This is a genomic window from Streptomyces litmocidini (assembly GCF_014649755.1).
GTDB classification, from domain to species: Bacteria; Actinomycetota; Actinomycetes; order Streptomycetales; family Streptomycetaceae; genus Streptomyces; species Streptomyces litmocidini.
This window is the reverse complement of the sequence record NZ_BMTQ01000002.1, coordinates 113642-139367: the sequence shown is the minus strand read 5'-3', so window position 1 is coordinate 139367 and position 25726 is coordinate 113642. Positions and strand designations below refer to the sequence as shown.

The 25726-nt window shown below is 71.1% G+C and carries 28 protein-coding genes and 2 tRNA genes; 12 read left to right on the top strand and 18 right to left on the bottom strand.

Annotation, left to right across the window (positions count from 1 at the left end):
• Nucleotides 1–284: 284 nt before the first annotated feature.
• The 7 genes from IE180_RS03965 (at nt 285) to IE180_RS03935 (ending at nt 7483) form a co-directional block, all read left to right on the top strand.
• Nucleotides 285–1160: a bifunctional MaoC family dehydratase N-terminal/OB-fold nucleic acid binding domain-containing protein gene (locus IE180_RS03965; RefSeq protein WP_229860279.1), complete on the top strand. Its 876-nt coding sequence runs from the start codon at nt 285–287 to the stop codon at nt 1158–1160.
• A 1-nt stretch (nt 1161) separates the two neighbouring features.
• A complete protein-coding gene (locus IE180_RS03960; protein WP_190155338.1) occupies nt 1162–2196 on the top strand; it encodes an acyl-CoA dehydrogenase family protein in 1035 nt (344 codons plus the stop codon).
• A complete protein-coding gene (locus tag IE180_RS03955; RefSeq protein ID WP_190155337.1) occupies nt 2193–2576 on the top strand; it encodes a MaoC/PaaZ C-terminal domain-containing protein in 384 nt (127 codons plus the stop codon). Before IE180_RS03960 ends, IE180_RS03955 begins: the two co-directional genes overlap by 4 nt.
• Complete coding sequence (locus IE180_RS03950; protein ID WP_190155336.1) at nt 2573–3739, top strand: lipid-transfer protein; 1167 nt, start codon at nt 2573–2575, stop codon at nt 3737–3739. Before IE180_RS03955 ends, IE180_RS03950 begins: the two co-directional genes overlap by 4 nt.
• 52 nt (nt 3740–3791) lie before the next feature.
• A complete protein-coding gene (locus tag IE180_RS03945) occupies nt 3792–5006 on the top strand; it encodes a DUF1906 domain-containing protein (RefSeq protein WP_229860278.1) in 1215 nt (404 codons plus the stop codon).
• A 142-nt stretch (nt 5007–5148) separates the two neighbouring features.
• On the top strand, nt 5149–5694 hold the full coding sequence (locus tag IE180_RS03940) for a SigE family RNA polymerase sigma factor (protein ID WP_190155334.1): 546 nt from the start codon (nt 5149–5151) through the stop codon (nt 5692–5694).
• Nucleotides 5695–5830: 136 nt separating this feature from the next.
• The gene (locus IE180_RS03935) at nt 5831–7483 is read left to right on the top strand and encodes a long-chain fatty acid--CoA ligase (protein ID WP_190155333.1); all 1653 of its coding nucleotides are present in this window, start codon (nt 5831–5833) and stop codon (nt 7481–7483) included.
• A gap of 66 nt (nt 7484–7549) precedes the next feature.
• On the opposite strand, the gene IE180_RS03930 is transcribed toward IE180_RS03935, so the two are convergent.
• Entirely contained in the window at nt 7550–11566 is a 4017-nt protein-coding gene (locus IE180_RS03930) for a PAS domain-containing protein (protein WP_190155332.1), read from the bottom strand.
• Nucleotides 11567–11682: 116 nt separating this feature from the next.
• Nucleotides 11683–12108 (bottom strand): SSI family serine proteinase inhibitor, encoded by a 426-nt coding sequence (locus IE180_RS03925; protein ID WP_190155331.1) that lies wholly within the window; start codon nt 12106–12108, stop codon nt 11683–11685.
• 247 nt (nt 12109–12355) lie between these two features.
• Between IE180_RS03925 and IE180_RS03920 the strand changes: the two genes are divergently transcribed.
• A tRNA-Ser gene (locus IE180_RS03920) sits at nt 12356–12446 on the top strand.
• A gap of 329 nt (nt 12447–12775) precedes the next feature.
• Nucleotides 12776–12848 (top strand) — tRNA-Arg (locus IE180_RS03915).
• 111 nt (nt 12849–12959) lie between these two features.
• On the opposite strand, the gene IE180_RS03910 is transcribed toward IE180_RS03915, so the two are convergent.
• The 11 genes from IE180_RS03910 to IE180_RS03860 form a co-directional block, all read right to left on the bottom strand.
• Entirely contained in the window at nt 12960–13103 is a 144-nt protein-coding gene (locus IE180_RS03910; RefSeq protein ID WP_190155330.1) for a hypothetical protein, read from the bottom strand.
• A 199-nt stretch (nt 13104–13302) separates the two neighbouring features.
• Nucleotides 13303–14562 carry a site-specific integrase gene (locus IE180_RS03905; protein WP_190155329.1) on the bottom strand — a complete coding sequence of 420 codons (1260 nt, stop codon included), beginning with the start codon at nt 14560–14562 and terminating at the stop codon, nt 13303–13305.
• Nucleotides 14559–14765 (bottom strand): excisionase family DNA-binding protein, encoded by a 207-nt coding sequence (locus IE180_RS03900; protein WP_190155328.1) that lies wholly within the window; start codon nt 14763–14765, stop codon nt 14559–14561. The genes IE180_RS03905 and IE180_RS03900 overlap by 4 nt, the downstream gene beginning before the upstream one ends.
• A complete protein-coding gene (repSA, locus tag IE180_RS03895) occupies nt 14762–16159 on the bottom strand; it encodes a replication initiator protein RepSA (protein ID WP_190155327.1) in 1398 nt (465 codons plus the stop codon). Before repSA ends, IE180_RS03900 begins: the two co-directional genes overlap by 4 nt.
• An 89-nt stretch (nt 16160–16248) precedes the next feature.
• On the bottom strand, nt 16249–16581 hold the full coding sequence (locus IE180_RS03890; protein WP_190155326.1) for a SpdD-like protein: 333 nt from the start codon (nt 16579–16581) through the stop codon (nt 16249–16251).
• Between the two features lie 11 nt (nt 16582–16592).
• Nucleotides 16593–16751: a hypothetical protein gene (locus IE180_RS03885; RefSeq protein ID WP_093876298.1), complete on the bottom strand. Its 159-nt coding sequence runs from the start codon at nt 16749–16751 to the stop codon at nt 16593–16595.
• 20 nt (nt 16752–16771) lie between these two features.
• Nucleotides 16772–16963 (bottom strand): mobile element transfer protein, encoded by a 192-nt coding sequence (locus IE180_RS03880; RefSeq protein ID WP_190155325.1) that lies wholly within the window; start codon nt 16961–16963, stop codon nt 16772–16774.
• A gap of 12 nt (nt 16964–16975) precedes the next feature.
• The gene (locus IE180_RS03875) at nt 16976–17671 is read right to left on the bottom strand and encodes a DUF2637 domain-containing protein (protein ID WP_190155324.1); all 696 of its coding nucleotides are present in this window, start codon (nt 17669–17671) and stop codon (nt 16976–16978) included.
• A gap of 82 nt (nt 17672–17753) precedes the next feature.
• Nucleotides 17754–19109 (bottom strand): FtsK/SpoIIIE domain-containing protein, encoded by a 1356-nt coding sequence (locus tag IE180_RS03870; protein ID WP_190155323.1) that lies wholly within the window; start codon nt 19107–19109, stop codon nt 17754–17756.
• Between the two features lie 3 nt (nt 19110–19112).
• The gene (locus tag IE180_RS03865; RefSeq protein WP_030688073.1) at nt 19113–19457 is read right to left on the bottom strand and encodes an SCO3933 family regulatory protein; all 345 of its coding nucleotides are present in this window, start codon (nt 19455–19457) and stop codon (nt 19113–19115) included.
• Between the two features lie 138 nt (nt 19458–19595).
• Nucleotides 19596–20393 carry a GntR family transcriptional regulator gene (locus IE180_RS03860; RefSeq protein ID WP_190155322.1) on the bottom strand — a complete coding sequence of 266 codons (798 nt, stop codon included), beginning with the start codon at nt 20391–20393 and terminating at the stop codon, nt 19596–19598.
• On the opposite strand from IE180_RS03860, the gene IE180_RS03855 reads away from it, so the two are divergent.
• The 3 genes from IE180_RS03855 to IE180_RS03845 are packed head-to-tail and all read left to right on the top strand — an operon-like array spanning nt 20394 to nt 21213.
• On the top strand, nt 20394–20864 hold the full coding sequence (locus tag IE180_RS03855; protein WP_190155321.1) for an NUDIX hydrolase: 471 nt from the start codon (nt 20394–20396) through the stop codon (nt 20862–20864). It abuts the gene before it with no gap.
• The gene (locus IE180_RS03850) at nt 20861–21025 is read left to right on the top strand and encodes a hypothetical protein (protein ID WP_190155320.1); all 165 of its coding nucleotides are present in this window, start codon (nt 20861–20863) and stop codon (nt 21023–21025) included. Before IE180_RS03855 ends, IE180_RS03850 begins: the two co-directional genes overlap by 4 nt.
• Nucleotides 21022–21213 (top strand): hypothetical protein, encoded by a 192-nt coding sequence (locus IE180_RS03845; protein WP_190155319.1) that lies wholly within the window; start codon nt 21022–21024, stop codon nt 21211–21213. Before IE180_RS03850 ends, IE180_RS03845 begins: the two co-directional genes overlap by 4 nt.
• Before the next feature lie 1303 nt (nt 21214–22516).
• Here IE180_RS03845 and IE180_RS03840 read toward each other — a convergent pair.
• From IE180_RS03840 to IE180_RS03825, 5 genes are all read right to left on the bottom strand, one after another.
• On the bottom strand, nt 22517–23512 hold the full coding sequence (locus tag IE180_RS03840) for a hypothetical protein (RefSeq protein WP_190155318.1): 996 nt from the start codon (nt 23510–23512) through the stop codon (nt 22517–22519).
• Nucleotides 23499–24059, bottom strand: a complete 561-nt coding sequence (locus IE180_RS37450; protein WP_373302658.1) for a DUF6932 family protein — start codon at nt 24057–24059, stop codon at nt 23499–23501. The genes IE180_RS03840 and IE180_RS37450 overlap by 14 nt, the downstream gene beginning before the upstream one ends.
• A 394-nt stretch (nt 24060–24453) precedes the next feature.
• Nucleotides 24454–24798 (bottom strand): hypothetical protein, encoded by a 345-nt coding sequence (locus tag IE180_RS03835; RefSeq protein ID WP_190155317.1) that lies wholly within the window; start codon nt 24796–24798, stop codon nt 24454–24456.
• The gene (locus tag IE180_RS03830) at nt 24795–25511 is read right to left on the bottom strand and encodes a GntR family transcriptional regulator (protein ID WP_190155316.1); all 717 of its coding nucleotides are present in this window, start codon (nt 25509–25511) and stop codon (nt 24795–24797) included. Before IE180_RS03830 ends, IE180_RS03835 begins: the two co-directional genes overlap by 4 nt.
• Nucleotides 25480–25716 carry a hypothetical protein gene (locus tag IE180_RS03825; RefSeq protein WP_308434356.1) on the bottom strand — a complete coding sequence of 79 codons (237 nt, stop codon included), beginning with the start codon at nt 25714–25716 and terminating at the stop codon, nt 25480–25482. The genes IE180_RS03830 and IE180_RS03825 overlap by 32 nt, the downstream gene beginning before the upstream one ends.
• Nucleotides 25717–25726 lie beyond the last annotated feature (10 nt).

The following is a 25726-nucleotide window of genomic DNA, read 5'->3' as shown; positions in this document are numbered from 1 at the left end:
CCACGGAGCGGGCCGGGGCGGGCGCCACGGAGGGGGCGGCGGTGAGTGCCCCGGAGCGGTCCGGGGCGGGTGCCACGGAGGGGGCGGCGGTGAGTGCCCCGGAGGCCCCCGTGAGGAGCCGTACGAAGGTGTCGGACGCACCCGGTACGAATCCTCCGGACGCACCCGGCGCGAATTCTCCGGACGCACCCGGCGCGAATTCTCCGGACGCACCCGGTACGAAGCCCCCTGACGCACCCGGCGCGAAGCCCCCGGAAGCGTCCGACCCGCTTCACCGGCGGCTCGTGGCCTTCCAGGGTCTGGCCGCCGCCACCGCCGGCACCGGCAAGGACCCGGTCAACCTGCCCATGATCAGGCACTGGTGCGAGGCGATGGGGGACGCCCACCCCGCCTACCGGGGGCCGGACGCCGTCGCGCCCCCGACCATGCTCCAGGCGTGGACGATGGGCGGTCTCTCCGGCCACACGGACCGGTCCTCGGCGTACGAGGAGCTGTTCGCCCTCCTCGACGGCGCCGGATACACCTCGGTCGTCGCGACCGACTGCGAGCAGGAGTACCTGCGCCCGCTCCGCCCGGGCGACGAGATCGGCTTCGACACCGTCATCGAGTCCGTGTCCGAGCGCAAGACCACCAAGCTCGGCACCGGGTACTTCGTGACGACCCGGACGGACGTCCGGGCGGGCGGCGCGCTCGCGGGCACGCACCGCTTCCGCATCCTCAAGTACGCGCCCGCCGCCCGCCCGCCCCGGCAACCCCCGGCCCGGCGCCCCCGGCCCGTGATCAACCGGGACAACGCCGGTTTCTGGGAGGGCGTGGCCGGCCACCGGCTGCTGATCCAGCGCTGCGGCGGCTGCGCGTCCCTGCGCCTCCCCTGGCTGCCGGGGTGCGCCGACTGCGGCTCGCGGGAGTGGGACGCGGTCGAGGCGGGCGGCGAGGGGACGGTCTTCTCGTACGTGGTGATGCACCACCCCTCCTTCCCCGCCTTCGACCCTCCGTACGCGGTCGCACTGATCGAGCTCGCCGAAGGCGTGCGGATGATCAGCAACGTGGTGGGGGTGCCGTACGACGAGGTGCGGATCGGGATGCCCGTACGCCTCGGGTTCCTGCGGGTCGACGAGGACCTGGAGCTTCCCGTCTTCCGTGCGGGAAGGGAGGACTGACATGGACTTCACCCCCACCGAGGAGCAGACGGCCGCCCGGGAGCTGGCCGGACGGATCTTCGCCGACCTCGCCGGTCACGAGCGGCTCCGGGCCGTCGGGACCGGCACGGACGCCGGGCTCTGGAAGGCGCTCTGCGCGGCCGGACTGCCCGGCGCCGTCGAGGAGACCGGCCTGCTCGGCCTGGTCCTGCTCCTGGAGGAGCAGGGACGCAGGACGGCACAGGTGCCGTTCGCCGCGAGCTGCGTGTACGGGATCCTCGCCGTCGCCCGCCACGGTACGGAGGAGCAGCGCGCCCGGCTCCTGCCCGGCCTGCGCGACGGCACGACGGTGGTGGCGGGCGCGTTCCCGGCACCGGGCACGGTGACCTCGGGCCCGGAAGGACTCGGCGGCGCCGTGGGCTGGGTGCCGTGGCTCGGGGACGCCACCCATGTGCTCGTGCCGGACGGGGACCGCGCCCTCTGGCTGGTCCGCACCGAGGACGCGGCCGCCGTCGAGGCCGTCGAGCTCACCGCGCCCTGGGCGGCGGCCCGGCTCGTCCTCGACGGGACGCCGGCCGAGCGGCTGGGGGAGGGCTCCCCCGCCCCGTACGAGGACGTGCTCGCCGCCGCGCGGATCGCGTTCGCCGGGCTCCAGGCGGGGGTGTGCGCCGGGTCGCTCGCCCGGGCCGTGGAGCACACGTCCGTACGGGAACAGTTCGGCCGGCCGCTCTCGACCCACCAGGCGGTGCAACTGCGGGCCGCCGACGCCCACATGGACACCGAGGCCATCCGGGTCACGGCCTACGAGGCCGCCTGGCGCTTCGACGAGGGCCTCGACGCCGCCGGGGCGGCCCTGACCGCCGCCTGGTGGGCCTCCGAGGCGGGCAAACGGGTCGTGCACGCCGGGCAGCACCTCCACGGCGGACTGGGCGCGGACCTCGACCACCCCGTCCACCGGCACTTCCTCTGGGGCCGGCAGCTCGACGCCTACCTGGGCTGCGGCACCGAACTCCTCGCCGAACTCGGCGACCGGCTCGCGAAGGGGGACCCGTCATGAGGCCCGGGGACGAGCTGCCGCCGCTGGCCGTCCCGATCACCCGCACCCTGATCGTCGCCGGGGCCGTCGCCTCCCGCGACTACCAGGACGTGCACCACGACGCCGAGCTGGCCCGGGAGAAGGGCTCACCGGACATCTTCATGAACATCCTCACGACCAACGGCCTCGTCGGCCGGTACGTCACCGACCACTTCGGCCCCCGCGCCGTCCTCCGCAAGGTCGCCATCCGGCTCGGCGCCCCCAACCACCCCGGCGACACCATGGTCCTGACCGGGACGGTCACCGACGTCGACGGGGACACGGCGAGGGTCCGGGTCGTCGGCGCCAACGGCCTCGGGCACCACGTCACCGGGACGGTCACCGTGGAGGTGACGCGATGAGCGTCCGGGGCCGGGACGCGCTCGGCGGGCGGGCGGCCGTCGTGGGCATCGGGGCGACCGAGTTCTCCAAGGACTCCGGACGCAGCGAACTCTCCCTCGCCGTCGAGGCCGTGCGCGCGGCCCTCGACGACGCCGGGCTCGCCCCCGCCGACGTCGACGGCCTCGTCACCTTCACCATGGACACCAACCCCGAGATCACCGTCGCCCAGGCGTCCGGCATCGGCGAGCTGTCGTTCTTCTCCCGCGTGCACTACGGGGGCGGCGCCGCCTGCGCCACCGTGCAGCAGGCCGCGCTCGCCGTCGCCGCCGGGGTCGCCGAGGTCGTCGTCTGCTACCGGGCGTTCAACGAGCGCTCGGGGCGCCGCTTCGGTTCCGGCGTCCAGCGGCGCGAACCCTCCGCCGAGGGCGCCGCCCTCGGCTGGCAGCTGCCCTTCGGGCTGCTCACCCCGGCCTCCTGGGTCGCCATGGCCGCCCAGCGGTACCTGCACGCGTACGGGCTGACCCCGGACGCCTTCGGCCACGTCGCCGTCACCGACCGGCGGCACGCGGCCCGCAACCCCGCCGCGTACTTCCACGGGAAGCCGATCACCCTCGCCGACCACGCCGCCTCGCGCTGGATCGTCGAACCGCTCCGGCTCCTCGACTGCTGTCAGGAGACCGACGGCGGCCAGGCGATCGTCGTCACCTCCGTCGAGCGCGCCCGCGACCTGCCGGGGCCACCCGCCGTGATCCTGGCCGCGGCCCAGGGCGCCGGACGGAAACAGGAGGCCATGACCAGCTTCTACCGGGACGACCTGACCGGGCTCCCGGAGACGGGCGTGGTGGCCCGGCAGCTCTGGCGGACGTCCGGGCTCGCGCCCTCCGACATCGACGTGGGGATCCTCTACGACCACTTCACCCCGTTCGTGCTGATGCAGCTGGAGGAGTTCGGCTTCTGCGGGCCGGGGGAGGCGGCCGACTTCGTCGCGGCCGACGCGCTGCCGCTCAACACCCACGGGGGACAGCTGGGCGAGGCGTACCTCCACGGCATGAACGGCATAGCGGAGGCGGTGCGGCAGATCCGCGGCACCTCGGTGAACCAGGTGCCCGGCGCGGCCCGGACCTTGGTCACGGCGGGGACGGGGGTTCCCACGTCCGGGTTGATCCTGGGCACGGACGGCTGAGGCGACGGCCTGAGCGGTGGCCGGTCGGGGCGGGCGGTCCTTCACTCGCGCCATGAGCACTCGCACGCCGCCCGCATCCGAAGCCGCTTCGGCAGCCGCCTCCGCGGCCGCGCCCGCCCCCGCGCCGAACCCGCCGTCGGCACCGGTCCGTCCGCGCTCCGCGCCGCCTCCCGGGGCGCGGGCCGTGGTCGCCGTCGTGATGGCGGCGCTGGCCGGGACGGTCCTCCTCGACGTCCCGCCCCCGGCCACCACGGGGGCCGAACGCCCGTCCGTGACCACGGGGGCCGAACGTCTGCCCGTGGCCACGGGGGCCGAACGCCCGCCTGTGACCACGGGGGCCGAACGCCCGCCCGTGACCACGGGGGCCGCCCCGGCGCCGGGCCCTGTCCCGGCCCCGGCGACCCGCTCGGAGGCCGGCCCCGGCCCCGGCTCCGCCGGGTCCCCCGCGGCTCCCGCCGCCCCCGCCGCTCCCGCAGCTCCCGCCACCCCCGTCCTCTTCGCCGGAAAGGCCTTCGACACCTGTGCGGCGCCGTCCCTCACGGTGATGAGGGCCTGGCGGGGGTCCCCGTACGGGGCCGTCGGGATCTACTTCGGGGGGCGGGGGCGGGGCTGCCCCGTCCAGAAGGAGCTCACCCCCGCCTGGGTCGCCTCCGCCCACGCCATGGGCTGGCGGCTGCTGCCGCTCTTCGTCGGCTCCCAGGCGCCGTGCGTGGACTCCCTCGCCAAGCGCCGCTTCGCCATCGGCTCCGACCCCACGGGGCAGGGCACCAAGGAGGGGGGCGACGCGGTCCGGGCCGCGAGCGCCCTCGGGATCGGCACGGGCAGCCCGCTCTACCTCGACATCGAGGCCTACCGGCGGGGCGACACGGCCTGCGCCGCGACCACCCTCGCGTTCGTCCGCGCCTGGAACCGGGAGGTGCGGCGCCTCGGCTACCTCCCCGGCTTCTACAGCAGCGCCGACACGGGGGTGCGGGACCTGGAGGCGCAGCGGAGGGCGGGGACGAAGGACCTGCCGGGCGTGATGTGGTTCGCGCGCTGGCGGGGGCAGCCGGCGCTGCTCACCGAGTCGGTGCTGCATCCGGAGGCCTGGACGCCGCACGCCCGGATCCACCAGTACGCGGGGAACGTCACCGAGACGTACGGAGGGCACACCGTCGCGATCGACCGCAACGCGATGGACGCGCCCGTGGCCCGGGTGACCGCCCCGGCCCGGTTCGCCGCACGCGTCCCGGTGCCCCTGTCGTTCGTCACGTCCCGGCGGCCCTGACGCGGCACCGACCCTGACACGGGTGACCCGGGCCTCCACCCAGAGGAGGTGGAGCCGTCCCCACCCCTACAACCTGAGGCGGACGGCGGGTCGGGACCTGGGGCCGATCCGCCGGGCACCCGTCCGCTCCTAGCGTGGAGCCATGACTCCGCCACCCTCTGGCCCCGTCTGCGCCGGTGCCTCGCAGTACGCGTCGTTCCCGACCTTCACCTCGTACGTACGGGCGCGTGGGCCCGTGCTCCTGCGCACCGCGCGCTCCCTCACCGCGAACCCCTCGGACGCGGAGGACCTCCTCCAGACCGCGCTGGCCAAGACCTTCATGGCCTGGGAGCGGATCGAGGACCACCGGGCCCTGGACGGATACGTCCGGCGCGCGCTGCTGAACACCCGTACGTCGCAGTGGCGCAAGCGCAAGGTCGACGAGTTCGTCTGCGAGGAGCTGCCCGAGCCGGCCGGCCTCCCGGAGCCGGACCCGGCCGAGCGGCAGGTGCTGCACGACGCGATGTGGCGCGCGGTCCTGAAGCTGCCCGAGCGGCAGCGCCAGATGGTGGTCCTGCGGTACTACGAGGACCTCAGCGAGGCCCAGACGGCCGAGGTGCTGGGGGTGTCGGTCGGGACGGTGAAGAGCGCGGTGTCACGGGCGCTCGGGAAGCTCCGCGAGGACCCGGAGCTGACGCCCGTGCGGTAGGGACGGCAGCCGACCGGCGGGTCCCGCCAGCGATCACTGGCATTTTCCGTACTCTCGGGTAGTGACATACCGCGTGGTATGTGCGCAGAATCTCCACACCCCTTCTGCCACGTAGCGCCCACCGGGAGGACGCCCCGTGTACAGCACCATGCAGGACGTACAACTGACCGTGAGCCGCATCCTCCAGCACGGGATGACGATCCACGGGAAGTCCACCATCACCACCTGGACGGGCGAGCCGGAGCCGCAGCGCCGCACGTTCGCGGAGGCCGGAACGCGCGCGCACCAGCTGGCCCACGCCCTGCGCGACGAACTCGGCGTCACCGGCGACCAGCGCGTCGCCACCCTGATGTGGAACAACTCGGAGCACGTCGAGGCGTACTTCGCGATCCCCGCCATGGGCGCGGTGCTCCACACCCTCAACCTCCGTCTGCCCGCCGAGCAGCTGGTGTGGATCGTCAACCACGCCGCCGACCGGGTCGTGATCGTCAACGGCTCCCTGCTCCCGCTCCTCGCCCCGCTCCTCCCGCACCTGCCGACGGTCGAGCACGTCGTCGTCGCGGGCCCGGGCGACCGTTCCGTCCTGGACGGCGCCGCCCCGCGCGTCCACGACTACGAGGAGCTGATCGCCGGCCGTCCGACCGCGTACGACTGGCCGGAGCTCGACGAGCGTTCGGCCGCCGCGATGTGCTACACCTCCGGCACCACCGGCGACCCCAAGGGCGTCGTCTACTCCCACCGCTCCATCTACCTGCACTCCATGCAGGTGAACATGGCCGAGTCGATGGGCCTCACGGCCGAGGACACCAGTCTGGTCGTCGTCCCCCAGTTCCACGTCAACGCCTGGGGACTGCCGCACGCCACCTTCATGACCGGCATCAACATGCTCATGCCGGACCGTTTCCTCCAGCCGGCCCCGCTCGCCGAGATGATCGAGCGCGAGAAGCCGACCCACGCGGCCGCCGTCCCCACCATCTGGCAGGGCCTCCTCGCCGAGGTCACCGCGCACCCCCGCGACCTCTCCTCCATGAAGCAGGTCACCATCGGCGGCGCCGCCTGTCCGCCCTCCCTGATGGAGGCGTACGACCGGCTCGGCGTCCGCCTCTGCCACGCCTGGGGCATGACCGAGACCTCCCCGCTGGGCACGATGGCCCACCCGCCGGCCGGTCTCACGGCCGAGGAGGAGTGGCCGTACCGCGTCACGCAGGGACGCTTCCCCGCCGGTGTCGAGGCGCGCCTCGTCGGCCCCGGCGGCGAACACCTCCCCTGGGACGGCGAGTCGGCGGGCGAGCTGGAGGTGCGCGGCACCTGGATCGCGGGAGCGTACTTCGGCGGCGTCGACGCCGAGGCGATCCGCCCCGCCGACAAGTTCAGCGAGGACGGCTGGCTCAAGACCGGCGACGTCGGCGTGATCAGCCCGGACGGCTACCTCACCCTCACCGACCGCGCCAAGGACGTCATCAAGTCGGGCGGCGAGTGGATCTCCAGCGTCGAGCTCGAGAACGCCCTCATGGCGCACCCGGCGGTCGCCGAGGCCGCCGTCGTCGCGGTCCCCGACGACAAGTGGGGAGAGCGCCCGCTCGCCACCGTCGTCCTCAAGGAGGGCGCGACGGCGGACTACGAGACGCTGAGGGCCTTCCTCGCCGACGAGGGCGGCATCGCCAAGTGGCAGCTGCCGGAGCGCTGGGCGATCGTGCCGGCCGTGCCGAAGACGAGCGTCGGCAAGTTCGACAAGAAGGTCATTCGCAGGCAGTACGCGGAGGGCGAGCTGGACGTGACCCGGCTGTAGCGGACCGGACAGGACCGGACCGGGGCGGGGCGGGGCGGGGCGGGGAGGGCGGAAGCCCTCCCCGCCCTAGTTGGTGCCGATCTTCGCGAGCAGGTCGACGATCCGCGCCTGGACCTCGGCGCTGTTCGACCGCTCGGCGAGGAACAGGACCGTCTCGCCGGAGTCGAGCCTCGGCAGCTCCTCCTCGACGAGGTCGGTCGAGGTGTAGACGACGAGCGGAGTGCGGTTCAACTGCCCGTTCGCGCGCAGCCAGTCGATGATCCCGGCCCGGCGGCGACGCACCTGCATCAGGTCCATCACCACCAGGTTCGGCCGGGTCTGGGTGGCCAGCATGACCGCCTCGGTGTCCGTCTCCGCCTGCGCGACCTGCATCCCGCGCCGCTCCAGGGTCGCCGCGAGGGCCTCCGCGATGGTCTCGTTCTCCTCGATCAGCAGGACCCGGGACGGGTGCTGCTCGCTGTCGCGGGGCGCGAGCGCCTTGAGCAGGACGGCCGGGTCGGCGCCGTACGCCGCCTCCCTGGTCGCCTGACCGAGGCCGGCCGCGAGCAGCACCGGAACCTCGGCGGCGACGGCGGCCTGACGCAGCGACTGGAGCGCGGTCCGGGTGATGGGCCCGGTCAGCGGGTCGACGAAGAGCGCGGCCGGGAAGGCGGCGATCTGGGCGTCGACCTCCTCGCGGGAGTGCACGATCACCGGCCGGTAGCCGCGGTCGCTCAGCGCCTGCTGGGTGGAGACGTCGGGCGCGGGCCAGACGAGCAGCCGGCGCGGGTTGTCGAGGGGCTCCGGGGGCAGCTCGTCGTCGACGGGCCGCGGGGCGGGCCGGTTGGCGACCTCGACCGCGCCGCCCGGACCGTCGAGCAGCTCAGGCCCCTCGGCGGAACCCTCGGCGGGCGCCCCTATGGCGTACGCCCGGCCCTCGGGAGGAGTGTCGTGCGGCGAGGGGGCCGGCGCCGTCGGCTGCGGCCGGGCCTCGGCCGACGCGGGGAGCGGGGCCGGCGGGTCGACCTCGGGCGGGGTGGCGAGCTTGCGCCGCCGCCCCGAGCCGTTGGAGGGCGCGGCGGGCGCGGTCGGAGCCGTGGGCGCGGCAGGAGCCGTCGGCGGGACGAAGGGGACGCCCTGCCCGAGGGTGCGGACGCTGAACGCCCGCCCCTGGGTCGAGTCCTTCGACGCGGACATCGGCATCGGCAGCTCGGGCGGCAGCGGTACGGAGCCGGTGCCGGAGCCGTTCACCGGCGCGGTCTGCGGCTGCGGCGCGGGCGCCTGCCGAGGCGCGGTCCGCGGCGTCTGCTCCGGCAGCGGGGCCGTCACGGCCCGGCGCCGCCCGGTCGGCTCGGCCGTCGCCGTCTCGGACTGCGGCCGTACGTGCGGGTGGGGCTGCGGCGGCGTGTGGCCGGCGCCCGGCACGCCCTGTACGGCCTCGTGCCGCCCCTCGTCGGAGACCGGCAGCGGACCGGCCACGGGAGCGGCGCCCGGGAGCGCCGCCTCGGCGTCGCGGTCGGCCTCGGCGGGCCCGAGCGCGAACGGGGTGCGGGGCCCGGCCTCGGCCGCGGCGGCCCGCTCCTGCGCGGCCGCCAGCGCGCGCCGACGGCGACCGCTCGGCCGCGCCGCGGCGTGCGGGGCCTCCTCGGACGCGGGGACGGGGGAGGAGGCGACGGCGGGCAGGGCACGGGCCAGGGCGGGGGCGCCCGTCGGCTCGACGGCGACGCCCTGCGGCGGCACGGCCGCGCCCAGCGCGGCACGCCCCTGCGCACCCTCGGCCGCGGTCACCACGGAACCCTCGGCGGGCCGGCCCCGACGGCGCCCGGTGGGCTCCACGGGGGCAGAGGCACCGGGCGGGACGTGCGTGCCGGGGGCACCGGGCGGAACGTGCGTGCCGGGGGCACCGGGCGGAACGTGCGTGCCGGGGGCGCCCGGCGGGACGTGCGTGCCGGGGGCACCGGGCGGGACGTGCGTGCCGGGGGCGCCCGGCGGGACGTGCGTGCCGGGGGACACCGCGGGGGCGGACTCCACCGGGGCGTTCTGCTGGGCGGGGATCAGCTCGGCGGGACCGGCGGCCCCTTCCGTACGGGCACGGCGGCGCCCGCTCGGCTCCGCACCGGCCTCGGGCGCGACCGAGCCCTCCAGGAAGGCGTCCGTCGAACCGCGCCGGGCCCTCCGACGCCCCCCACCGGGGACCTCGGGGCCGGGGGCCGCCGGCGGGAGCCCGCCGGGAGCCACGACGGCACCGGAACCCGCGACCGTGCCGCCGCCGGGGGGCGTCGCGCCGGGAGCCGTCCCACCGGGGACCGTCCCACCGGGAGCCGAGCCGGCGGTCGACGGTGACACGGCGTCCCGCGGAGAACCGGCGAGGGACGACGACTCGATGTCCCGCGGAGAACCGGCGAGGGACGACGACTCGATGTCCCGCGGAGAACCGGCGAGGGACGACGACTCGGAGGCAGGGCTTCCGGCCGCCGGGCCCGAGGCCTGCGCGGGCAGGGCGAGGGCCGGGCGGCCGCCCGAGGGCGCGCCGTCGGCCGGCGCCGATGCGGGGACCGTGCCCCGGCCGGCCCCGAGCGGAACCTCCAGCACGTACGCGCCGCCGCTCGTCCCCGGCACCTCGTGGGTCTGCACGACACCGCCGTGCGCCGCCACGATGCCGCGCACGACGGGCCCGTGCACCGGGTCGCCGCCCGCGTACGGGCCGCGGACCTCGATGCGTACGACGTCACCGCGCTGTGCGGCCGCGACGACGATCGTGGAGTCGCTCGGGGTCCGCTCGGCCTTGCTCTTGCCGGTGGCGTCGACGCCGGCGACGTCCGCGACGAGGTGCGCGAGCGCGGTCGTCAGCCGGGCCGCGTCCACCTCGGCCTCGATGGGCGGCGCGTGCACGGCGAACTGGGCGCGGCCGGGGCCGATCAGCTCGACGGCGCCGTCGATGCCGCCGGACACGATCCCGTCGAGCAGCACGACGGCCTTGTCCAGCTTCTCCGCGCCGGCGTCGAGCCGCTGGTAGCCGAGGACGCTGTCGACGAGGGAGGTCATCCGTGCGTACCCGGCGGCCAGGTGGTGCAGGACCTGGTTGGCCTCGGGCCACAGCTGCCCGGCGTCGTCGGCGGCGAGGGTGCCCAGCTGGGTGCGCAGCTCCTCCAGCGGCCCGCGCAGCGACTCGGCGAGGACGGCGGTCAGCTGCTCGTGCCGGGCGGCCAGGGAGGTGTACTTCTCCGTCTGCGCCTCGCGCTCCGCCGCGTGCCGCTCGGCCAGGTCGGCGAGTTCGGCGGCGTGCTGCTCGACGAGCTCCTCGTACGGCCTGCGGTCGGTGAAGGTCATCACCGCGCCGACGAGCTGGTCCCCGTCCCGTACCGGAGCGGTCGTCAGGTCGACCGGGACCCGCTCGCCCTTCTTCGACCACAGGACCTGCCCCCGGACCCGGTGCTTGCGGCCGGACTTGAGGGTGTCGGCGAGCGGCGACTCCTCGTACGGGAAGGGCTCGCCGTCGGCGCGCTTGGCGAGGATCAGCGGGTGCAGCTCCCGGCCGCCGAGCTCGCCGGCGCGGTAGCCGAGGATCTGCGCGGCGGCGGGGTTCACGAGGACGATCCGGCCGTCGGTGTCGGTGCCGACGACGCCCTCGGCCGCGGCACGCAGGATCATCTCGGTCTGCCGCTGCGAGCGGGCGAGTTCGGCCTCGGTGTCGAGGGTGCCGGTGAGGTCGCGCACGACGAGCATGAGCAGTTCGTCGCCGGTGTAGCCGCCGTACGAGTCGTAGGCCTCGCGGCCGTCCTCCAGGCTGGCGCTGGTCACCTCGACGGGGAACTCGGAGCCGTCCGTGCGGCGGGCGATCATCCGGGCCGGCTTGGTGCGGCCCCGCTCGTCGGCGCCGTCGGGGCGGCGCATGGAGCCGGGGATGAGGCGCGAGTCGAAGGTGGGCAGCAGGTCGAGCAGCCCGCGCCCGACGAGCGCGGTGCCGGGCGTCTCGAACATGCCGAGGGCGATGGTGTTGGCGTTGACGACCGTGCCGTTGCAGTTGACGAGCACGAGACCGTCGGGGAGGGCGTCGAGTATGGCTGCGAGGCGAGCAGCGCCTCGGGATGGCCTGCTGCTCACGACGACGCTTCCTCCCTGACGCACTGCAACGTGCTCGCCCTATCGGCCGGCCGGCCCCATCTTGCCCCGCGGGCCGCAGCCTGTCACTGAGGGGAGTCTAAGGGAGCCTCCGGGCGTCACCCCCGAACGAGGGGAAGCAGAGGCTCCAGATTCTTCCAGCGGTCGATCTCGCACCCGTTCGCCCGGGAGAAGCGGGCGTCCACCTCGCGGCCCTGCCAGACGCCGGTGACGTGGGCGAGGGCGGGCCCGCCGTACACCTGGGTGCACATCTGGTCCCCGGGGACGGGCCGGAACGGGTCGCCCCCCTCCCCCGCCAGCCGCCCCAGCCGCCCACAGGCCTCCTCGGCGGCCGGGTGGTCGCCCTCGGCACGGTCGCCGCAGCTCAGCCGGAAGGTGCCGTCGGCCCTCGGGTCGCCGCTCTTCTCGACCGTGACGGTCAACGTGTCGGGCGACGAGAACGGCGCCGGCAGCGGCAGGGGGCCGAGGCCGGCGGTTCCGACGGCGGCGGTGGCGAGGGTCGCGAGGACGAGACTGCGCAGCATGCGGATCTCCAGGAGCACGGGAAGCACGACGAGCGCGGATGCACGATGCGCCCGCCCCCTCTAACGCTCCGGGCGCTCCCGCGTTGCGCAAGCGGGGTGCGCCGGGCGGGGGTCACGAGAACGGCACGGGGGCACGCCGGGCTTTGCCCTGGACCCCGGAGGACTAGTACGGTGAGAATCGATTGGTGACAGACGGTTCGCCTGTGTCATCATCTGCACGCACCACCCGCGCATGCGTGGGGTGCGAGGAGGCGTCGCCTAGTCCGGTCTATGGCGCCGCACTGCTAATGCGGTTTGGGTCTTAAAGCCCATCGAGGGTTCAAATCCCTCCGCCTCCGCCCCTACCGAAGCCCCGGCCCCGAAGCCGGGGCTTCGGCCGTTCCCGGCCGGTCCGCGGCACGTGTTCCCGACCGGTCTGCGGCGAGCGCCCCGCCTTCGCCCCTCGACGGTGTGACCCCGGTCTCTTTCGAGCCCTTTTCGCCCTGCCTGCCTCCGCCGCGACGGCTCCCCCACCGACCCCCGCCCCGCCTCCACCATGACGTTTTCGCAGGTCACAAGGGGTGGGTGGAATGGATTTCACATGACGGCGGGACTCATGTAATGTTCTTCCTGTCGCCGGGACAGCGGGCCGAAAGGGCCGGGAAACGGGGACAAGAACTGAAAACAAGCACTCGTAGCTTAACGGATAGAGCATCTGACTACGGATCAGAAGGTTGCAGGTTCGAATCCTGCCGAGTGCACACAGATGAGAGGCCCCGGACGAGAGTCCGGGGCCTCTTGCTTTGGGGGCGTACAGCAGCGAAGTACAGCAACGGGCCCAGAGCGGGGCCCGAAGCTGCGATCTTCGGTTTCTACTGCATCTGCATCACCCCCACCAGGAGGGCGGCCATAGCCACCGCGAGCGTCAGCGCGGGCACCACGGACGGATGCTTCGCGGCGATGTACGCGACGAATGCGGCGCAGAGCAGGACGATGATGACTCGTTCAGAGGTCACTGAGGCCTCTCCCATTGGGGCCCGTCCTTGCGGCCAAGCTCCGGACGGGCCTCGTACCTGGCCTACCACGGCATGCGGAAGGCCTCTCGTCCGATCGTGGGACGAGAGGCCTTCGACGCGTTGCCGCAGGTAGACCTACCCATCCCTTGAACGGAACCGGTGAGGTCGGCACTCTTTGAACGAGCCCAACGGATGTGGGTTACGGCCGTTGCGCGGGATTGCAGATCTCGCTGTCCTGAGTGCTACGCATTGCTTCAGAGAGCCGTCCGATCGCCAGGCGTACCTCTTCCTCGCTCGCTTCCGCGTAGACCTCCATCGTCATGGCGATCTGCGAGTGCCGCAGGATCCTCTGCGCCACCTTCGGGTGGACCTTGAGGGCGACCAGGAGCGAGCTGCACGTGTGCCGGGTGTTCCGGAGCGGGATCACGCGTACGCCGGCGCGACGGGCCCGCAGGGCGAACATCCGGGTCAGGTTCCCCGGCTCGATCGGCGTGCCGTACTTCGTGGTGAAGACGAGCCCGCGGGCGTCCTGCCAGAGCTCCCCGGCCGCCTTCCGGTCCCCGGTCTGCTGACCGCGCCGCATGCGCAGCGCTTTGAGGCAGACGGCGGGGAGGGGAAGGAAGTCGTCGGACTCCTCGGTCTTGGTCTCCCGGTGGAGGAGCTGACGACCGGCGCGCTGGATCTGGTGGTCCACGTACAACTCGCCGGTCTCGAAGTCGATGGACTCCCACGTGAGGCCCAGGATCTCACCTCGGCGGAGACCGAGGCACAGCACCAGCATCCAGGCCGCGAAGAGGTGATCGCCCCGGTCGGCGGCGTCCGCGAGGAACTGGCCGGCTTCGGCGACGGACCACGGCTTGATCCGCCGACGGCGCGGCTTGGGGACCTTCACGAGGGAGGCGACGTTCTTCCCGATCTCCTCCTCGGTCACGGCGTGCGTGAGCGCGGCACGGAGGGCGTCACGGGCACCCTGGACGACCCGGCGGGACGGGAACGCCTCACAGCACTCCCCGGCGGCGCAGCACTTCCGACGGCCCGGCTCCCGCTTGGCGTCCTTCCCCTGCGCACAGCACTGGCAGATGGTCGCGAGCTCGGTCAGCCATTCCCGGACGTCCCGCACGGTCAGCTTGTCGAGCCGCTTCGTACCGAGGTGCGGGGCGATGTAGAGCCGGACGTACCCCTCGTAAGAGACGTAGGAGAGCGGGGCGAGGTTGGGCTTCACGATGGAGTCGAGCCAGTACGAGAGGAACGCGGAGAGGGTGCGATGCCGGGTGGCTACGGGCCCCTTCTTCGCTTCGGCATGGAGCTTGAGCCACTTGTCGTGGACCTCTTCCCGGGTCTTGCCGTACGCGTACTTCCGGGCCCGTTTGCCGTCCGGCTTGGTGACCCAGACGTAGGCCGCATAGCCGTTCTTGTACGGGTAGATGGACCCCTCGCCGTTCCCCCGCTTCCCACTCATGCGGCCCACTCCTCGGCGCCGGCGGCGACGCGCTCGACGTACTCGTCGACCCAGGCGGGAAGGACGCGGCGGTTGCGGCCGACCTTCACCGAGCGGATCTCTCCGGTGAGCAGGAGCATTTTGGTCTTGGACAGCCCGAAGCCGAGCAGGGCAGCGACCTCGGCGGTCGTGTGCCACTTGGGCTGAATCACGGTCGTGGTCATGCTGTCGTTCCTTCCGGGGTGAGGTGGTCGCGTAGGGCTTCGCGAGCGGTCTCACGGTTGAGCTGGATGTCCCTGGCGATCGAGGCGGCGAGAGCTGCCTCACCGGGGGAGTGGCCCTGTCCGACGTAAGACCAGGAAGTGAGGACGAGGACGGTGTCCGGCTCGATGTCGTCGAGACTGCGGGCGGTGCGTTCCTGGGCGGCGCGGTAGTCGGCGCGGGTCTGGCGGAGTTCGCCCAGGGTGGTGGAGTACTGGCGGGATTTGGTGGAGAAGTGGCCGCGGAAGCCGAGCATGTGGGCCCAGGCGAGGAGCCTGCGGTCCGGGTAGAGCGGGTTGAGGTCGAAGCAGGCTTCGACCAGGCGCCGGGTGTGCTCGGGGACGCCGAGGAGGACCAGGGCCTCGCGGTTGCCGATGCGACGGTCGAGGCTGCCGGTGGTCTCGGCGGCTTTCGTGGAGTACTTGGCGATGTAGGAGGCGACGGCCTGTTCGGTGATGTCGGAGCCGTCGCCGAAGGCCTTGACGGGCCGGATGTCGAGCTGGGTGCCCCAGCGGAGGCGGCGTAACGGCTGATCGCCAGCGGCGGGGACGGTGACGGTCGTGTACGCGTGGGTGGTGGCGGCGCGGATGGCGTCGGTGAGGCGTTCGGTGGTCGCCCACGAAGGCGGCGACGAGTCGGGGCCGTCCGGACCGTCGATGCGGACGACGGCGTGAAAGTGGACGGCGCCCCGCTTCTGGAACTCGGCGACTTTCCCGTACGAGATCCGGGCGACCGTCTTCAGCTCCCTTTGCGACAGGCCGGCCGCGGCGGCGATCTCCCGACGGAGTCGCGTCGTGAACCTCTGCCAGAGCTGCCCGGCGTGGTTGTTGAAGAGGACGGCGGCGGCGTAGTCGTACGAGTCGGGGTCGAGCGGCGTGCCGAGGGCGGTGTCGTCCTCGGCGTGGCGGGTGCCGCAGCGGCAAGGCCGGGTGCTGGGGCGGTTGTGGACCGGTCCGAAGGAGGGGGCGGTGAGGGTGAGGAAGACGCGCGGGTGCTCGCGGACGGTGGTGGGGATGTCCCGGGTGTTGTCTCCGGCGAGGCCAGCGCGGATGAGGTGGTACGTGTCGCCGGCGTAGGTCCAGGCGCAGGCGGGGCAGCGGGAGGCCCGGCGGTTGCCGCAGGCGATCCGGAGCCGCGCGCCCGGCTCGGTGTCGGTGGAGTACCGGTGGAGGGTCTCGCCGGTGGTCTTGTCGCGGGTGAGGGTCCAGCCCTGGAGGTGGATGGGATGGGAGCAGCCGCCGGTGCGGTGGATCTGCTCCTTCCAGCGGTCGAAGCCGGGGGACCCGGCCACCCGGAGCATGTCGCCCAGGGTGGCGGTGTCCAATTCCGCCGACGAGGCGGCCGGGGCGGTCATCATGGGGCGGTTCCTTCTGGTTTCTGCGAACTGGACAGGGGCAGGGCTTCCGGGCGGCGGAGACTTGGTGGTTGAGCCGCCCGGAGGCCCGACTAGCGGCGCCGCTGCTGGCCGTTGAGGAGCGAGCGCAGGACGACGGCGCAGACGGCGACCGAGGCCGCGCTGACGGCGACGGCGAGGAGCATGGAGACCAGGACCGTGCCGACGACCAGGACGGCTCCGGCACCACCGGCGACGGCCACGGCCAGGCCAGCGGGGGTGAGGCGGACAGCGGAGGACGGAGCCGGAGCCGGGGCGTGGTGGTGGTTGCAGACCACCGGGGCAGCCGTCTGATGGGGCGCGATGTCGGCGTTGACGGTCGGCTGGACGAGCGGGGTGACGATGCCGGTCGGAAGCGGGTTGACCGGGATGCGCGGCTGGAACATGACGGTTCTCCCTACTTGTTGATCGTGGTGTCGATGAGCGGGGCGAGGACGCTGTCGGCGAGGAGGTAGCCGCCGAGGAGGATCACGGCGACGAGCCACCAGGGCGGGCGGATGAGCTTGATGCCGAGGCCACCGACGACGATCAGGGCGAGCCAGAGCGGGACATCCATGACGCGGGACTCCTTCGAGGTCAGCGGGGCTTGCAGCGGTGCGTGCGGGCGGCGAGCTGGGCGGCCGAGGAGCTGGAGTACTCGGTGGACCAGCCGCAGCCGTCGGACGTGCACACGGCGGCGTACTTGGTGCGGCCGTGGCGGTCGCGGCGGGTGGCGATCTGTACCGGACCGATCCGCATCACGGAGTGAAAGTGGTCGCGAGCGGCCATGAGGGTTTCCCTTCAGGCGAGCTGGGCGGCGATGGCGTTGGCCATCAGGGGCGGGACGCCGAGGCGGGCGCGGAGGGTGTCGGCGTCGATCGGGTAGCCGGTGCGGGCGCGGTAGTCGTCGGCGACCTTCCGGGCGTGAGCGACGAGCGCCGGCGGTACGGCCACAGGGGCGGGTTCGGGCTCCGGGACCGGCTCCGGTTCCGGAGAGGGGAGGACCGGGGCGGGGCCGATCTCGGGCTCCGGCTCGACCACGTCATCCCGCTCGATGACCGCTTCCACGGCCGAGCGCTGCTCGGTGTCCGTGTCGGGTTCGGCAGGCTTGGCGACCGCCGGATGTCCAGGAGCGTGGACAAGAAGGGTCCCGCCGAGGAACGCGAGGGCAGGCCAGCCCGCGACGAGGATGCGTAGCCAGGCGGGAACGTGGCCGAGGTCGAGGAGACCGGCGGTGGCGACGTTCGCACCGAGCGACGCGGCCAGGGCGACCATGAACCATGTCCAGGCCGAGCGGGCAGGCTCACCGGCAGCCCGCGAGGTCCGCAGCCGATGCCAGGCGGCGACGAGCAGGAGATCCACAGAGATCGGATAGGCCCAGGCCTTCCAACCGGCCTGTCCGGCAGCCGCAGCCAGGTCGTGGAGGTGAGCGAAGGACAGGGCGCCAGCGATCACGGCTTGAACGAGGACGGCGTCCGGTCGGCGGATGGGACGCATCGGGGGTCCTTCTTCCGGTTTCGGGCATGGGCGGGGTAGGGACCTGGCGTGAAGCGGTCACGCCGCCGTGGAGCGAGGGGATTCAGGCGATCGCGGGAGCCGTGACGGTTGAGGGCGCCGCGGCTTTGCCCAGGGGCGGCAGGACGGGTCGGAAGGCGTCCAACGCGGGGATCTGGGGCGTGCGGCGAGCGTGGGAGTTCGCGATGTTCACGGCCCGCCGGAGCGTGAGGTGGGGGGTACGGATGCGGACCCATCCACCGGAGGAGTCGCCGGCGACAGCGGTACCGGGCCGGTCGGTACGGATCTGGACCGTGGCGAGGACGGCGTCCGGGGCGATGTCGCCGAAGGCCATGTTGGCGGAGGTCTCGTCGTTGACGCGGTGAGCGGTGCGGCCGGTGAGCTGGGCGCGGAGCATGGTGATGCCCTTGCCGAGCTCGGAGCCGAAGCGCTGCCCGCAGATCTCCAGGTAGATGCCGGCGGCGCGGCCGAGCTGGGAGAGCCGGACGAGGGAGGTGATGATCCGATCCCGCCGCTTCTCTTCGTCCTTCGTGGCGAAGAGGGCGAGTTCGGCGACCTCATCGACCAGGAGCACGATCGGCGTCGGTCGCAGGTGATCGGGCAGGTCCCAGATGTCGGCGGTGATCTCCGTATCCGGCAGGTCTGCACTCAACCTCTGCTCGCGGCGGATCAGTTGATAGACGCCCTCCATGTGCTCGACGAGCGCGTCGAGGAGGTCGGCGGCGGCGTCAGGGTTGTCGGCCAGGGCGGTGAACCGTCGGGCGAGCGGGGCGAGTTCGACTCCTTGCTTGCAGTCGATCCCAACGAGGGCGATATCCAGCGCGGCGAGCGCGGCAACGAGGTTGCGCTGATAGACGGACTTCCCGGACTGGGTAGCACCGACGTTCAGCGCGTGCGGGGTCTGGCGATAGTCGCGGTAGTAGACCTTTCCGTCCTCCCGCATGGCGACCGGAACGCGCATCACCCCGCCACGGGCAGCCGCGGGCATGTGAACCCGCTTGAGAACGTCGTACCCGGTCATCCGAAGCTCGACGACACCCGAGCGGACCTCCCGGGCGGTGACGTTCTGCATGACGAACGAGTGCCGGAGCCGGTCCGAGGCGGCGGAGAAGTCGAAGGCGTCCTGACCGGGCCGCAGCTTCACTCGCAGGACGAGTCCGGTACGTGTCGGCCGCAGCCGCAGAATCCGGGGCGCCCGCGAGTCGGGGATGGGCCGGCCGGTCATCCGGGCCAGCGCCAGGCGCCAGCGTGAGGGCGGGACGGTCAGGCCACACGCGTCCATGACCGACGCGTACCGGGCGAGGATCCGCACCACGGCGAAGGTGGCGCCGAAGCTCATCCAGTACCAGGCCGGACGCTGCCACCGCAGCAGCAGTGCGACCGTGGCGACCAGGGCGAGAGTGACCGTTAAGGCGGTCATGGGTCAGCCGACCTTCGCGGCGGCGAGCGAGGTGACGGCGACGGCGCGGAAGCTGATGCCGTGGCGCTTCTGGCCGTTGAACTCGTTCTCCCAGGGCCGGGCGACGACGCCGGTCAGAGCGACGGGGGTGCCCATGGACAGTTCCTCGGAGATACCGGTCTTGGGCACGGTCAGGTTGAGGATCTCGGCGTTCCCGTCCATGACGAACATGACGTCGACCGTCATCAGCGGGGCACCGGTGTCCCGGTCGGTGGCGATCTCACCAGTCTGGCGGTTCGCGATCTTCGGGGCCGGGGGCTGGGCCACCATCACCATCGCAGCGGACGTGTCGACGGGGATCTGACGCACAGTGGATCACTCCTCTATAGAGGTTCGGCTCCTTCACTCCTGTATAGGAGTGACATGAAGAAGAGTGCACCACTCCTGTACATGAGTCAACCCGCCACGGAAGGAAACCGCAGCGGGTTGAGGGAAGTTGAGCGAGCGTCAGTCGGTCGCGGGGATCCGATACTGGAAGACGAACTGGTCAGCGGCCATGAGCGTGTCGCAGACCTCCACGACCCGCCCCTCCTTCGTCACGGCATCCCGCAACAGGTGCACCACGGAGGCACCAGGACTCAGCGCCAACTCCGACGCTTCCGCCTTCGAGGCCGGCCGAGCCTGAAGCGTCTCGACGAACTCGGCGAAGGTGTGGCCGTGATCTTCGAGCCGGGCGTAGATGCCACCGGGCCCAGGGTTCTCGGCGAACAGCTCGGGGATGTCCTTCACGACGTCCCACGGCAGGTACGACGAGGCGGTCTCGACGGGCGTCCCGTTCCGGAAGTACAGCCGCCGCCGCGCGAGCACCTGGGTTCCCGCGTCGACACCGAGGCGTTCGGCGATCTCCGTCGGCGCCTTCATGGGCCCGATGTAGAGGACGCTCACCTTGGCCGTGGCGCCGGACTGCTCGGACTCGGCGAGGTAAGCAGCCTTCCCACCTCGCCGATGCGAAGCGCGGAACCGATCCGAGGACCGAAGCCGTACGGGAGGCCGGTCCTTCACGATCGAACCCTTGCCGTGCCGGGTCTCGACGAGCCCACTGGCCCGTACCTCCACCATGGCCTTACGGATGGTCCCGCCGGCGACTCCGTACCGTTCGACGAGCTCGGACTCACTGGGCACCATGTCGCCGGCCTTGAGTACGCCGGACCGGATCTGCTGGACGATCTCGTCCGCGATCTGCACGTACCGAGGTACGGCCCTGCCAGCTCCTGCTGGAGTTCCCACAGTCCTACCCACTCTCATATGCTCCTGTACATGAGTAGTGGGAGCGCGGGAACAAAGTCAACGCCGCTGCATTCCGTGTCCGTAGCCGGAGCGGTAGTGCGCGAAGACGGCCGCCTCCTGGCGATCCGCCGAGCGGACAACGGCACGTGGGAACTCCCGGGCGGAGTCCTCGAACTCACCGAGGCACCGGAAGCGGGCGTAGCCCGCGAGGTCCTGGAGGAGACGGGCATCCACGTCGAGGTGGACGAGCTGACGGGCGTCTACAAGAACACCACCCGCGGCATCGTCGCCCTGGTCTTCCGCTGCAAGCCCTCTGGCGGAACCGAGCGAACCTCAGACGAGTCCACCGCGGTCGACTGGCTGACGCCGGCCGAGGTCGAGGAGCGCATGGCAGAGGTCTACGCGATCCGTCTCCTGGACGCCCTCGACGAAAGCGGCCCCCACGTCCGAAGCCACGACGGCCGCCGCCTCCTGAACACGCCCGCATGACTGGTGCGAAGCCCATCGGCGAGTGGCGTGACGTCTACGACTTCCTGGACCAGGTCCGCTTGCGACCCGGGATGTTCGTACGCGGCGGTTCACTCCTGGAGCTCCAGGCAATGCTGTACGGCTACCGAGTCGCATCCGAGGTTCACGGCCCCAGGCTATGACGGACTTCGAGCATCAGGGTCCGTTTGCTGAGTGGCTGTGGCCGCGACTTGGCCATGCCTACGCCAGCCCCTTGGGGTGGGCGATCGAGATCACCAAGGCCGCAGAAGCGAGCGGCAGAGCAGGCATCGACCTGTTCTTCGACCTACTGAGCGAGTTCAAGGCCGAGCGAAGCCCGGAAGCGCGGTAAGACTTTCTCTACTTCATCAAGGCACCCGCCGCGCACGGCGCGGCGCGCGCGGCCCGTCGCCCGGGCCTGCGCTCCTGTCTCCGCCCCGCTCCAGCCCGGGCGCCGTCCGCACGCCTGACAGCTCGGGTTGATGGGTGACGAACCCACGACGTGGCCGAGGCGGTACGCGAGTGCGGCTCAGGACGATGCCTCCGGCGGGGGCGCTCCGACTCCGGGATGGAGGGGCCCGTATGCGGGTGCCGGCCGGTGGGGTGTGGAGGCGGGGCCCTCCCATCCCGTCTGCCGTCGACCCAGGCAGAGCCGAGCAGACACGGCACCGGGCGTCCAGGTCGTTCGTGCAGTGGCGCGCTCCACCTGGACGCCCGGCACCGCGCCTGCTCCACGGTGTGTGGGTCGACGGCAGACGGGATGGGAGCTGGGGAAAGGTGGGTTCGGAAGGGTTGCTTTTCGGCCATCTTGAAAATTTACGTTAGGTAACCCAATTGGGCTCTCCTTCTACTTTTCCCAAGGAAAGCAGAAGGGGACAGGGGGGAATGTCCGTTATTTCGTAACTCAACGTAGCTGGAAACTATAGTTGACAGCTGAGAGTTGCCGGTGGCGTCGAGGTCACGCCTTTCGATGGCCAAGGTCTTGCTACGGTCCGGAGGCAAGAAAACGCCCCCGATCGCCAGTGCTTGGCGGTGCGTGCGATCGAGGGCCTTAAGCCGTTGGAGGCTCAGATGAGTGTCACTCTAAACCCTGGGGCGCTGTCAAACCCCATGCCCAAGCCATGGATCGTCGGAGTAGTCATCATCGTGCTGGTGCTCTCACGCCCAGCCGCACAGATCGCTGACGCTTACGCGAGCGCCCTTGCTCTGACATCTGCGCTGGCAGGCCTTGGCACGGCAGCGACGTACCGCAGCCACCGCAAACCACACATGATTGCGCGTGGCCACGTGAGCCGTTGAAGCGGCCGGTATGACCGGTGCTGACCGGTCTGGCTAGAGGTACGGATCAGTCAGCTGCATGACGAAGGGGCGGCTCGGCTTCGGCCGGGCCGCCTCAGTTTCCGTCTCGTTCATCTCCGTCCGGGACCGTCGGGGGGACCGGGAGACCGAATGAGGGCGGCAGTCAGCCGACCATGAACGCAGGCGAACATCCAAGAATCCGCCCCTGACCAGTACCCACAGGCTTGAAGGGCGTGAGCGCGGCCGACGCTGGCAGGCGATACTAGGTTATAGGCGGAGCGTGACCGCCGATTGACCTGCGGGCTTGCATCGGGCCGCCTCAGATAGCCCTAGCTGCTCAGCCGGCCGCGCTACTTCTACGGATTCTCAGGGGACGTGGGGAGTGTGGGCTCTGGCTGATCGGCCGAACCGGCGTGATCGTTTAGATGCTCGATCTTGAGCAACCGGTAAGTGTATGTCTCACGACCAGTAGTGATGGACCAGATCCGCTTCTGTTCGACCTGAACCTCAACACTCCGGTTGTAGTAGGCGCCCAAGTGAGCGGCGTCCTCTGGGGTAACCGAGAGGTTAATCCGCCTCCCGTCTTCAGCAAGGAGCTGAGGGTGGACCAGAGTGCTTACAGTCGAAAGTGTTCCTCTAATCCTCTGAACCGTTACCTCTTCCTTGGTCCGCTCGATGGCGTCCTTCAGTGCGAGAGCGCCGCGGCGCCCCAATGTGACCTTTGAATGTTCCGTGCGGCTCCGCCAGGTAAGATCGACGTCGATTTCACTGTCAGTGATTTCCCTGGCGAGGTCGTTGAGGTGTTTGACAGTGCGCGGCCCTAGGCCCCTCAGATCGTCAACTGGTGTAGAAATGGCCAAATCGTCGACCTGTGCGCTGTCGATGATCTTGAACAGGGTGCGGAAGACCGAATCGAGGAGGGTTTCAGTCCCAGTCGTTTCTGGGATCTCATCCCCAGTGATCGGTTCTGCTGTGCCACCTAGGTGAAAGATTACGGATCCGAAGCCGAGTGCTGGTGAAAACCGCAGCTCAGTGGCACGCAGGATGGCGGAGTGAATCGCCCCAGCGGCTGTGGCCTTTTTGGCTACAGCCTGACCACATGCCGACACTGTCTCCTGAATGGTGCCCAGAATCGATGTAGCCTCGCGGACAGGGACATCGTGTCCAGGAATGGAGCGCCCGTGTAGGCGGACGTCTAGCTGCGGGGTCTGCTCGGCGACGGGATACCCAGCGTCGCGGAGCATGGCCTGAGTGCTGATGCTGCCGAGCTCGGCGCTGTCGCGGGGCGAGTCCAAACTTGCCCTGAAGAGTCGCGATTTCAGTGCTGCGGCTCGCTGCTCAGGAGTAGTCACGGAACTTCACCTCCAAGTACCCGCGCTTAGGGAACGCGTCTTCGCGTACCGGAGGGGAGCCCTTTGCTCCGCTCCTGGATCGGAGCCAGAAGTCATCCCAGTATCCTCGAATACTGTAGTACTGGGCCTGTATAGGATCCCTGCCCGGATTGGGTTCCGGGAAACACTGCCAAGGGATCATGTATGAATCCACCTGTAGCCCGTGTTGACGCGCCCCTGCGCTTCCGGTAGCGAACAAGCCTACCAATGCCCGATCCTGCGGGTCGAGTGCATCAAATTCCGGGCCGTTTATCAGGAAGACTACGTCAATGTCACCTGGGTCGATCTTTGAGGTGGTGAAACTGCCTGCTATCCAGACAGAATGGACGGTGACTATTGAAGTGATGGTTTCGCGAGCGGTCTCCCAATCGTTCCAAATGTTGGACCGGGTTACGGATGAAGCGAATTCTGACTTGTCAACAAACGCATCTCGAACTTCCGACTCGGTGCATTCGTAGCGTCCGATCGGCAGAGTTCCGGTTGCGGCAACCAACGCGGGTACTGGCATTCTTGGCCCCCCTTTAACTGGCCCCATCCCTGCCAGGCAGGAGCTTGAGGGTAGCGCGCGCCCATCGAGCCGTACACCTTCATACACGCTCCTAGCATGCACAGCACCCCCGCAAAGCGCCTTCGCGGCGCCCGGCAGGCGCCCTGTGTGGGTGACGGTAGGCGCTACAGCTGACACTTCCGTTCGACTCCAGGCGGGCTAAAGACTTTGATCACGCTCTCCTCCGCGATTCCACTGCCGTGCTGCCCCGCGGACCGCCGTGGGATGGAGTCCTCTTGCCTGAGGTGCGAGTTCCTGACTAGGGGATATGAGCGCTGGCAGGGGCTCCGGAGGGCGATACAGGGAAGCCCCGGACGTAGGTCCGGGGCTTCCCTGTCGCTGGGCGGTAGGACTGCTAGCCGAAGGCTGCCGCTGGTAAGCGTGGCCCCTCGGCGTCTTCGCAGGGAGTGGCAGCCGGTGTCAGTAGGCGGCGGCCGCGGCTTTCGGCTACGCGGAGCGTGTCCCGCAAGGCTCCTGCGAGGTCCGTCGCCAGGAGGCGGAACTCTTCCGGCTTTGTCTCCCCGTCGGCGAGTACTTCCAGAGCATGCTCTACGAGCTCTGCCCCAGTGTCGAGCTGGGCGGCTTCGGTGCGGTCGGCCAGTCGAGACAAGGGACCGCCGTTGTCGTCGGTGCTCAGGAAGCAGGGCTTGCCATCCGTGCCCGACCACGGGAGGAGTCGGAGCTCGTTGTGGGGCGTCATCCTTCCGCCGTCCTCTCTTCGGTTGTGGGGTGGGCGGTGAAGACCGCGTCGGCGCGGTCGCCGGGGAGGATCAGGAGCGCCGCCTCGACGATGCGGCCGGTGGTGTCGGTCGCTACGCGGGTGACTTCCAGGACGGCGAGGGTCGAGCTGATCCGGAGCGTTGCTGCTTCCACCGGGGTCGGGAGGCGGGCGCAGACTCTCTCTTGGACCTCGGCCAGAGGTGGGCGGAGCTTGGTCAGCACCGCTGCCACCCCGTCGGGCCCAGACGGCTCGTCGGGAACGTCGGTCGGCGCCAGGCCGCGAGGGACGTAGACGCGGGCCAGGTTGTGCGGCGACGTCCCGTCGTGACTCAGGCAGAGGAACTCGGTCAGTGGAGTGCCCGCCGGCACCCGCAGCAGCGTGGCCAGACGCCCACGCGCCCTCAGTTTGGTGGTGCGGATGCTGACGCGCAGAGCCGCATTCGTCGGTGTGTGGCCGCCGCCTACGTACGTGATCCTGCGGAGGGGGTGGCGGACGAAGTTCCCCTTGCCGTGGACCTTCTCCACGAGCCCTTCGGCTTGGAGGAGTGCGAGGGCGCTCCGCAGCGTCGGTGTGCTGACCGTGTAGCGGGCGGCGAGCTGGGCTTCGGAGGGGAGGCGGTCGCCGGCCTTGATGCGGCCGGTCGAGATCTGGGCCCTGAGGTCATCGGCGATGACGTGACGGCGAGAAGCCACGGTACTGATCACCCACCCTCTGCATTCGGAGGGCGATGAGCCGGCTGCGGGCATGCAGGGTCAGCAGTTCGCCCGATTCGAAGCGGAGTCGCTTGGCCCCGCCGGGCAGGTGGAAGAGGTCAGCGACGCGGCACGGCTGACCGCCGATCTGGATGACGTCGCCGAGCCGGACGGTGGCAGCCGTGATTTCGATGGAGGCGGCCATGGCGCCGCTG